The sequence below is a fragment of the Aquiflexum sp. genome, assembly GCF_041751335.1.
In the GTDB taxonomy this organism is placed as follows: domain Bacteria; phylum Bacteroidota; class Bacteroidia; order Cytophagales; family Cyclobacteriaceae; genus Aquiflexum.
Window position 1 is genome coordinate 1 of record NZ_JBGSXS010000012.1, and the last position, 9320, is coordinate 9320.

Annotated in this window: 7 protein-coding genes and 1 pseudogene; 2 read left to right on the forward strand and 6 right to left on the reverse strand. The window is 39.5% G+C overall.

Annotated elements, in window-relative coordinates:
- Window positions 1-234: 234 nt before the first annotated feature.
- The 3 genes from ACEW8U_RS00540 to ACEW8U_RS00550 all read right to left on the reverse strand — a co-directional run bounded on the left by ACEW8U_RS00540 (window position 235) and on the right by ACEW8U_RS00550 (window position 4242).
- Entirely contained in the window at window positions 235-2130 is a 1896-nt protein-coding gene (locus ACEW8U_RS00540; RefSeq protein WP_373520077.1) for a DUF2207 domain-containing protein, read from the reverse strand.
- The gene (locus ACEW8U_RS00545; RefSeq protein WP_373520078.1) at window positions 2127-2684 is read right to left on the reverse strand and encodes a LemA family protein; all 558 of its coding nucleotides are present in this window, start codon (window positions 2682-2684) and stop codon (window positions 2127-2129) included. Before ACEW8U_RS00545 ends, ACEW8U_RS00540 begins: the two co-directional genes overlap by 4 nt.
- Before the next feature lie 76 nt (window positions 2685-2760).
- Window positions 2761-4242 (reverse strand): M14 metallopeptidase family protein, encoded by a 1482-nt coding sequence (locus tag ACEW8U_RS00550; protein ID WP_373520079.1) that lies wholly within the window; start codon window positions 4240-4242, stop codon window positions 2761-2763.
- A gap of 85 nt (window positions 4243-4327) precedes the next feature.
- Here ACEW8U_RS00550 and ACEW8U_RS00555 point away from each other — a divergent pair, with 85 nt between their 5' ends.
- Window positions 4328-5338: a dipeptide epimerase gene (locus tag ACEW8U_RS00555; RefSeq protein WP_373520080.1), complete on the forward strand. Its 1011-nt coding sequence runs from the start codon at window positions 4328-4330 to the stop codon at window positions 5336-5338.
- 662 nt (window positions 5339-6000) lie between these two features.
- Here the strand turns inward: ACEW8U_RS00555 and ACEW8U_RS00560 are convergent.
- Together ACEW8U_RS00560 and ACEW8U_RS00565 are read right to left on the reverse strand one after the other, a co-directional pair.
- Window positions 6001-7146 (reverse strand): BamA/TamA family outer membrane protein, encoded by a 1146-nt coding sequence (locus tag ACEW8U_RS00560; protein WP_373520081.1) that lies wholly within the window; start codon window positions 7144-7146, stop codon window positions 6001-6003.
- A gap of 168 nt (window positions 7147-7314) precedes the next feature.
- Window positions 7315-8313 (reverse strand): annotated as a pseudogene (locus ACEW8U_RS00565) (dipeptidase).
- 136 nt (window positions 8314-8449) lie between these two features.
- On the opposite strand from ACEW8U_RS00565, the gene ACEW8U_RS00570 reads away from it, so the two are divergent.
- Window positions 8450-8962 (forward strand): 3-hydroxyanthranilate 3,4-dioxygenase, encoded by a 513-nt coding sequence (locus ACEW8U_RS00570; RefSeq protein ID WP_373520082.1) that lies wholly within the window; start codon window positions 8450-8452, stop codon window positions 8960-8962.
- A 149-nt stretch (window positions 8963-9111) separates the two neighbouring features.
- Here the strand turns inward: ACEW8U_RS00570 and ACEW8U_RS00575 are convergent.
- Window positions 9112-9320: DUF6702 family protein (locus ACEW8U_RS00575; protein WP_373520083.1), on the reverse strand; the 209-nt coding region annotated here is incomplete at its 5' end.

The window sequence follows — 9320 nt, forward strand, 5'->3', positions numbered from 1 at the left end:
CCCGGCTAAACTCACCTTCCCATACCACCAGGTCTGATGTGAAATTCTGCTGCCCCAAACCAGTGACATCAACAGTTCCGGATTTTTTATTTCTGTTGATAATGGCATTACCCAAAATTGCAGCTGCTATGATAATGGACAAAGCAAAAATGATAGCAGTAAGATGTTTTTTCATAAAAGCAGAAATGGATTAATCCCTTAAAATTACAATAAAATACCCATAATATATAGAACTCAACGTCCGCCTCCGCCTCCGCCGCCTCTTCCACCCCCGGAAGAACCCCCTCCTGATGATCCACTGCCGCCGCTACTATTCGTACCTGAAGAACGATTGATGGAATTGGTAAGGGATTTGTTGATATGATTCCCCAATGCACCATAGGAATATGCCCGGGAACCCGAATACCAAGAAGTGCGGTGCTGGTTTTGAAGGCTGGCTCTTTCCATTAAGGTTTGGAATTTCTGTCCCCAGATTTTATCCACTTTAAATGCCATGGCATAGGGAAGGAGCTTTTCAAATACTTCTGGAGTCAACTTTGGGGGATTGAACATCTGAAGTTGTCTTTCTTCAGCAGCACTCAAATACCTTTTGAAACCGTCAATTCTAGCCTTTAAATCCAATTTCTGTTCACTTGGCCTACGGATAAGGTAGATATAGGTAAAGAAGGAAATGACGGCGAAAATAATAAAAACAATAAGAGTAAAATTATTCAGTGAAATGGCACTATTGGAAAATAAATAAAAAGAACCCCCCAAAAACAACATCCCTATCAAGGAAAAAAACAACCAGTTTGTCCCCCTTTCTTTTATAAGAGAAATGCTGATAAAAACCACAAAGAAAATAGCCAATGGAAGTATTGGAATATTTTCCAGATTAAAATCCAAATTGGGTGAAGCATAATTGCTAAAATCAAATCTACTGGCAACCAAAGCATAAATAATAAAAATAACAACGGGACCAAACCAAAATTTCCAGTTGCTACCTTGGGTCAAGAAAGGCCTGTGTTCTGTCACCAAGCTATTCATGTATGCTTGATACATGTTTTTAAAATGGCTGCTGTATTTTCCATCAATGACCGCAAGGTTGGTATTGGTGAAAAAATACTGCATCAGTTTTCGCTCTTCTTTGGGTAAAGCATCATCCTCCTCCTTTAATTTTACCAAATGGAATTCGGTGGATTTAAATAATCCAAAGAGCTGATCCCTACTTTTTTCTTCAATCCTCAAATACCCATTCACAGCCAAGTGTACAATAGAAGCGGATATCAACTCTCCCCAAAAATATCCTTTATGGAGCATTCCCACGGAAGCTGGGGACAATTCGGAAGGAGGATTAAATTCAGGGATGACAGTTGGGCTGGGTGGATCCACCCCATACTTCTGCCAAGTATAGAAGTAATAGACCAAAAGGACTAAGGTCATAATACCTGTAAATATCAATAAACCAAACTGTTCAAAAAAAGTAGGTGGGGGAGGAAGACTTACAATTCCTTTGGTAAATCCTGTTGCAATGGTGAGATTTTGCCCAGAAGCAAGGTTTTCTGCCCTGAAAATCATTCTACCATCAGGAAGCGTTTCTGTACTGCAGTTTTGTTCAGTGGAGCCTGAATATCCTGTATAGCATGAAGATTGTAAAAATTCAGCCTCTTGCGGGATTTGCACAGCTGCTGAAATGCTTGCAATTCTAAAAACCCAGCCAAAGCCATTCACATTCCAATAGAGCTCATCATAATCCTCAAAATAGCCCAATTGACCCTCTGCAGTATATTTTATTTGAAAAGTATACCAGCCCGGATCTAAAAAACTATCGTCACCAACATTTATAAATAAATTTCCCTGCTTCTTTTCTGTATCATAAGGACTGTCCCCGCCATTCATTTTTACATGGATGACCTTATAATCTGTTTTGACAGTTTTATAACGATAATCCGTGCCGGACAAAGGCAAGGTCCTCACAATTCCTCTTTTGATCTGATCGCCGGCAGCATAAATTTCGATGGTCTCAATAACAGTCAGCATACCGGAAGCATCTACCTGCAAATCCGAATGGAATGACCTGATATATTCCTCCTGTGCATACAGTGTTTGACCAAAAACGAGCAGCAGAAGGAAAAAAATGTACCTTTTCACTTGAAATTGACTTTAGGAACAGCCCTTTCGGTTTCATTATCAAGCTCAAAAAAGGCTGATTTTTGAAACCCGAAATTATTGGCTACAAGGTTACTTGCAAATGAATCTATCAGAATATTCTGATCCCTCACCGAACCATTGTAATATCTTCGGGATCTTTCTATATCCTGTTCTATGGATGCCAGGTCCTGCTGCATCTGAAGAAAATTGGTGTTGGATTTTAAATCAGGATACCTTTCAGCTACAGCGAACAACCCCATAAGAGATCGGTTAAGGTTGTTTTCAGCTGCTTGTTGCGCTGCGACTCCTTGGGCTGATTGGGCAGCAGTCCGTGCTTGTGTGACGCTGTCCAAGGTTTCTCTTTCATGGGTGGCATAACCCTTTACTGTTTCCAATAAATTCGGAATCAAATCATACCGTTTTTTCAGCTGAACATCAATACCGCTCCATGCCTCTGAAACAGTAGTTCTCAGTTTTATCAATCTGTTGTAAATGCTGATGATGTAAACAGCCAAAAGAACTGCTAGAGCAAGAATAATTAAAGTGGTTGTCATTAGCTTATATTAAAGTTCGGATTCAATATAAAAAGAAATGATGGTTTTTCATATTACCATCATTTGTCACTTTGTTTCAGATTACCCGCTGTTTGTATCCAATTTTGGGCTGAGCATTTAAAGATATGAGGTAGCCATTGACAATGGCATATTTTAATTCACCGCGCTGAGCAAGGTAAAAATTGGTGCTTCCTCCTGTCCGGATATCAAAGGGAATGCTGGTGGATTTATTTAAAGCAAGAATAGGCAAATCGTATAATTCCCTTTCTAGGGCTTCTTTCACCTTGACAGCAATAAATCCTTCCTTGAGCAGCTCCATTGCATTTTCTGGAGAAACATCCGAAATCCTTTCAAAGGTCTTTTCATAGATTTTGCCTTCCACTATTTCCATCCCTGATGCATCCAATTCATCAAAGCCATAAAAAATGGACAAGTCTCCCAAATCCTCTATCGCTCCGTTGACAAAGTAGGAATCATGCGCATCTACTTCCCGCTGTCGGATACCAAGATCAATTTCGTATTGAAGATCATCCCTTTTGATAGTAAGGTTTCGCAGTACTAGATCCATCAGCCTCGTTGAATTGTCGGGAATCCCATAATAATCATCGAGGGAATAGCTTTCATAGCTCTGATCGGCAATTTCCTGAAGGGCGTGAAGGATAATCATAAAATTCAGTTTTCTGATATACTGCTTTTCAGGATCATTGGGATATCCCCCGGATTCGATGAGAATGGTACTTGTACCCCATTTTTGAATATTGTCTCCAAAAGCCCGTGGTTCAAAAGCATCATCATATTTTCCAACATGCCCGGGTGCAACTTCCTGGATTACCCTGTTCATGCCTACGATGACCTGCATGGCTCTTTTTCTGATGTCATTGACTTCTGTTTCATAATTGTAGGCTGGTGCCAAAACTGAAATGGCCGCAGGAGTCGCGGTCTCGCCTGCGGTATAATAAATATTCTGATCGTGTAAGTTGAAGCCAAAATGCGGATCAAATGAATCTCTGGCATTTTTCAATATCACAGCTTCAGGAGAGGTCAGTTTGGCTGCATCTCTATTCAGGTCGATATCCAGTGCATTCCGCCTGATCCATTGGTCCATACCATCCGGATTGAGCATGGGAATAAAACGAAGGGTAAGTTTTTCTTTAAGTTTGGTTCTTAGGTCTTCAAAACCGTCATCTTTTCCTTCAAGGAAATTGAAGAGGTCAAAGAGCGCCATAGTAGCCGTTGCTTCATTTCCATGCATTTGGGACCATAACAAGACCTTGGTCGGACCATTACCTAATGTCATTTGGTAGATGGCTTTTCCTTTTACAGACTTACCGATTTCTTCCACTTCAAAATCACCTTTTCGATCTTTCACCAAATGGATGACATCTGCATTTTTGAATCTTCTTGCCTGTACACTTTTCTCGATATACTTCTCATAGGCAGATTCCAAAACAGTAACATCTATGTCAGGAATAGTTCCCTTCTGTTCACAGGAAACAGTTAATTGAAGAATAAAAAGAAAAACACCTAGCAATAATTTAATAGAACTATCTTTATTCATTGGGAACTTGAGTTAATTTAATTTCCTAAGTTAGGAACTTAACCAAAAAAATAAATTTACTTTGCCGTAAAACTTAAATTTAACTATGAAGCTATCATTCTTTGTCAAAGACTTGCCACTCAAACATACCTTCACTATTGCCCACCACAGCAGAGATGTTCAGGATACCGTGATTGTAAAGTTGGAAGAAGGGAAGTATATTGGTCTGGGTGAGACAACCACGAACCCATTTTATGGTATGACTGCGGATAACATCACCAAGAAGTTGGAGGAAAGCAGGGAATTTGTAGAATTGGGTTATTGGGAAAAACCTCAGGAGCTTTGGGAAATCAGCAAATATATTTTTATGAAAAATCCCTTTGCCCAATGTGCTCTCGATATGGCTGCTTGGGATTTGTATACGAAAATGCAGGGTAAAAAGCTCTATGAGTACCTTAACCTTGATCCCAAAGCCATTCCGGTTACCAATTATACAATAGGCATAGACAGCATCGAAATCATGGTGGCCAAAATGAAAGAGGTGGAGTGGCCTTTGTACAAAATCAAGCTTGGTACCGACCACGATATGGAAATCATACATGAACTGAGAAAGCATACGGATGCTGTTTTCAGAATAGATGCCAATTGTGCCTGGACTGTCGAACAAGCAATTGAATACTCAGAAGCATTGGCCAAACTCAACGTGGAGTTTATGGAACAACCGCTTCCAAAAGATGACCTGGAAGGAATGAAGGAGGTATTCAAGCACAGTAAACTTCCCCTTATCGCTGATGAAAGCTGTATTGTAGAAAAAGATGTTAAAAAATGTCATGGACTGTTCCATGGCATCAATATCAAATTGGTTAAAGCAGGTGGAATCACTCCGGCTTTGAGAATGATCCAAGAAGCCAAATCACTGGGCATGAAAACGATGGTTGGCTGCATGACCGAATCTTCCATCGGTATTTCTGCCATCGCCCATATAGCACCGTTATTGGATTATGTGGATATGGATGGCGCCATGCTATTGTCTAAAGACATTGCAAAGGGAGTTAGCATTACCCCTGATGGAGTGACTTTCCCGGATGGGGATGGGATTGGGGCGGAGTTGGTTTAAAGGATTTTTGATTGATACTAGGTGGATAATTGGAGGATATTTGGATAATAGTGGTATCTAAACTGATAGCGTAGATTTAATAAATATATAATGTAACTTTCCGATTTGCAGTCCTCTATTTTAAATGGTATTGTCAAAGATTTTTGGCGATTTTAGATATGTTCAAACTATTGAATAAATTATCAATTTTATTAAGCCCAGAAGGACTCCTAGGATTAGAGCAATTTTTAATACTGGGGGGAAAATAATATCCCACCAAGTTAATTTCTTACCTGACTTTTCTTCTGTTTGGTAATAACGAGAATCAATCAAAAATGAAAAGACATATCTTAAGAAATCCATAACAAGACCGATTTTCTTTTTATAATATGATCACCAAATTCCTCGAAAACAAAAAAAGTACCCTTATCAATTCACCTGTAGCCTTATATATGCCAACTCATCATCCAAGTTAAGAAAAAGATAGATTTTTCCATCTTTTACAAATTGTGGATTAGGAACCTTAAGACCTAAATCGGTAATTTCTTTTTCTCCGACCAGCTCAAAATCCGGACTTAAGATGCTGATTTTTATGATTTACACTGATCTTATCTGCGACTATCTGCTCAATCCGCGTCATCAGCGTTCAATCTCTCGTTTCTCATGTCTCGCATTTATCAATCTCAAAAAGCTTCCCCAATAAACAAATAATACCCGGTACCTTCCTGCGTGAAAGCCACATCAAACCGTGTATAAATATCTTTTTTGGGGAAAAGTAAAAAACGCAATCCGCCACCTGCAGACCAAACTGTCTGATGGATGGAGGCCTTGGAAAAGTCAGGAAAAACATTGGCTGCTCCTGCAAATGCCGCAGCACCGATACGCTTGGAAAAACCCAAAGGCAATGGCAACATCCTGAATTCCAATTGGCTTGCAACTTGATTTCTATCCCTAAACCTGCCCAGGTAATATCCCCGCATCATACTGTCACCACCCATCAGTGCCAATTGGTTGAAGGGAACATCTCCTGAATAAAACTGTCCCAAGACCTGCCAGGCCAAAACATTGTTTTTACCCACAGGGGTGAATATTCGGGTATCTGAAATGATTGTATTGAAGCCAAAGTCGCTGAAACCTGGAAAATACCTCAATACAGCTAATTCTGAAAATCGCCCCTTTCTGACATTCAGCACGTTGTGCCTATCATCATAGACCAATCCCAGTCCCATACCAAAATTGGTAGAACCGGCATACCCAAGGGGAAGATCAAATTCAGGGGCTTTTTCAGCAGGCTTGAAATCCACACTTGATATGCGCTGAAAATCAGCTTCCAGGCCAAAATAGAGGTTTCTTTTAACTTCCCTCAATACCCGTTCCTTGATCATGATCTGATTGGCATCCACAAGAGCAAGATATTCTTTTGGGGTATCCATACCAATGCCATGGTATTTCAATGGGAAACTCTGCAGCCGGATTCTGCCCAGAAAAAACCATTTGTTTTGGTCAGAGTAAATCGCATGGTCAAACCAAAGTCCATATTGGTTTTCAAGGGTAAAAAAAGTAAAACCATTGATTTCACTCAACCGATTGGTAGTATCTCTTTTGGCATAATAGACCAATAAAGAAGAAAGCCCGATTTCCCAACTTGTTTCCGGCGCATAGGCCAAAGTAGGATAAATTAAAAATTGAGGCTTGCTGATGTCTGAGGTATCGTTTAGGATTCCATTGATATATTTCCTTGCAAAACTTTGCGAAAAAGCTTGTGAGCCACAAAGGCTTAGCAACAATATTAGAGAAAGATACTTTTTGGACATACAGACAATATACATGAAGTATGGTTAGAAGGTTTGCAAAATGTGGGAAGAAAATTACAAAAGAAAATCCCTGAAGTTGTCTTTGCTTATAATGTCCTTGATATCTTAAAATCACGCTATTCATCAGATTCAATCTAATCCAGTGAATGTATTCACCAAATTTCATGAAATATGGTGAATAGGCTATTCTTGGCCTTTCCATAATTGGGTAAAGAAGCGCTGACAGTTTTTATAGGCGAGTTTTTTAAGCTGATCTGTTGAAAGACTTTCAGAGAGTTTCTCCAAAATGGAGGGATACTTGGAAGCATTCTCTGCTAAAGGGAAATAGAAAGGATGGCGGTTTTTATCAGGGAAATCCTTGGTATAGAAATAATCCGCACCAAAGCACATTTGATCCTCCGCTCCGATTTCAAATCCATGCAGGATATGTTCAAACAACCTTTCAGAATTTTTATCATCCAAAAAGGCACGAAGAAAATTGATTCCAATGATGCCTTTTCTATTAATAACTTCCTTGGCAAATTCATCAGTCAGGTTTCTTTTATGGTTCCAGATATTTCTGAAATTGGAATGACTTGCGATAACCGGAATATCAAGTTTGGATGTATCGATATGATTCAGTAAACCTTCGGCCAGCATATCCGAAGTATGGGAGAGATCGATGGCGATTTTTTTTCCTGAAATGTAATCCAAAAGTCTTTTCCCATCATCTTACAACCCGATGCCTTCTGTATAATTGCCTCCACCAAACCTGTTTTCGGTATGGTGGGTCAGACTGATATAAGCCATCCTTCCGGTTAGTTTGATCAAATTCTCCAACTGTTCAAATGCTTTTGTAATGTCGGCTTTTTCATTGGCCAATCCGGCAGCATTTTCTATGGCTGTGACCATTCCTATTTTGGATCCATTTTCCAAATTGGATAAAAATGGCTCATCCACTTGGCAAACTTTATCTCCATGGGTCATCAACATTTCTCGGTACTTAAAGGCCTGTTTTGTTGCCATTTCCATACTTCCTTCTGATACATCAGTATAGATAGCGCAAACCTGCATTTTCACATTACCTTTTTCCAGCAAGGGAATGGAACAGGCGATGTCTTCAGTCTTATCAGGCGCTGCATTGGGGACTTTGGCCAGGTAAGATAAAATATCGCAATGGGTGTCAATGATTGGAAGGTTCATAAAATATTGCAAATGGTAGTTCAAATAAAATAAAAAACGATAGTTATTTAATACTTTTAGAATCAAATCTTCCTGAATTGATTTTGAATCGGGAACAAGTGACCATATCTTAACAGGACATTTAAAAACAGACAAGATGCCAATTGCCAAATCTATCAATTTTCATAAATGGATCGAAGATAATCGTCATTTGCTAAAACCACCTATAGGCAATCAGGTGATGTACAAAGGAAATGATGATTTTATTGTCATGGTAGTTGGTGGGCCCAATTCCAGAAAGGATTTTCATTATAATGAAGGGGAGGAATTCTTCTATCAGGTAGAGGGAGAAATCACCTTAAAGGTAGTGGATGAAGGAGAGGTCAAGGACATCAAAATCGGAGAAGGGGAGATGTTTCTATTGCCGGCCCGTACCCCACATTCCCCAAGAAGGCCTGCCAATACCATTGGTCTCGTGATAGAAAGGTACCGCAAACCCGGCGAGAAAGACGGCTTCATTTGGCACTGCGAAAATTGCGGTAATAAACTCTATGAAGAGTATGCTGAAATCACTGATATAGTAAATCAATTGCCACCGATAATGGAAAGATTCTGGAGCAATCCAGAACATACCAAATGTAAAAAATGTGGGACGGTCATGGTTAAATGAAGGGCTTTATTGAATTTCCCCTGAAATACGACAAAAAAACAGCCCCTTTAGGGGCAAAATATGGGTAGAAAAAGTTTGATTTCGTGAGATTTCTGTGCCTTTAGGTACGGGATATATTTTGTACCTAAAGGCACAAATACCGCAATTTATCAAAAATTCAAGGTCCCTATTTCTTTTCCCTTATACAATATCAAGCTTTTTGGTTTCTGATCTTTATAAAAATTGACAATATTCTGTTGTCCTTCAAAATGTTCGATCAAGACTTCATTTCGAATTTGGACTACCTGAGGTATGGGAACCTTCAATGCCTCCAAATAAAACCAAACTGCTTCTTCTTCAATCTCAAACCCAAGATAGT

Bases quoted from the DNA above. Each gene is read 5' to 3' on its own strand.
- ACEW8U_RS00545 (WP_373520078.1), bottom strand. From the start codon at position 2,684: ATGACAACCACTTTAATTATTCTTGCTCTAGCAGTTCTTTTGGCTGTT.
- ACEW8U_RS00570 (WP_373520082.1), top strand. From the start codon at position 8,450: ATGCCAATTGCCAAATCTATCAATTTTCATAAATGGATCGAAGATAAT.
- ACEW8U_RS00560 (WP_373520081.1), bottom strand. From the start codon at position 7,146: ATGTATATTGTCTGTATGTCCAAAAAGTATCTTTCTCTAATATTGTTG.
- ACEW8U_RS00555 (WP_373520080.1), top strand. From the start codon at position 4,328: ATGAAGCTATCATTCTTTGTCAAAGACTTGCCACTCAAACATACCTTC.
- ACEW8U_RS00550 (WP_373520079.1), bottom strand. From the start codon at position 4,242: ATGAATAAAGATAGTTCTATTAAATTATTGCTAGGTGTTTTTCTTTTT.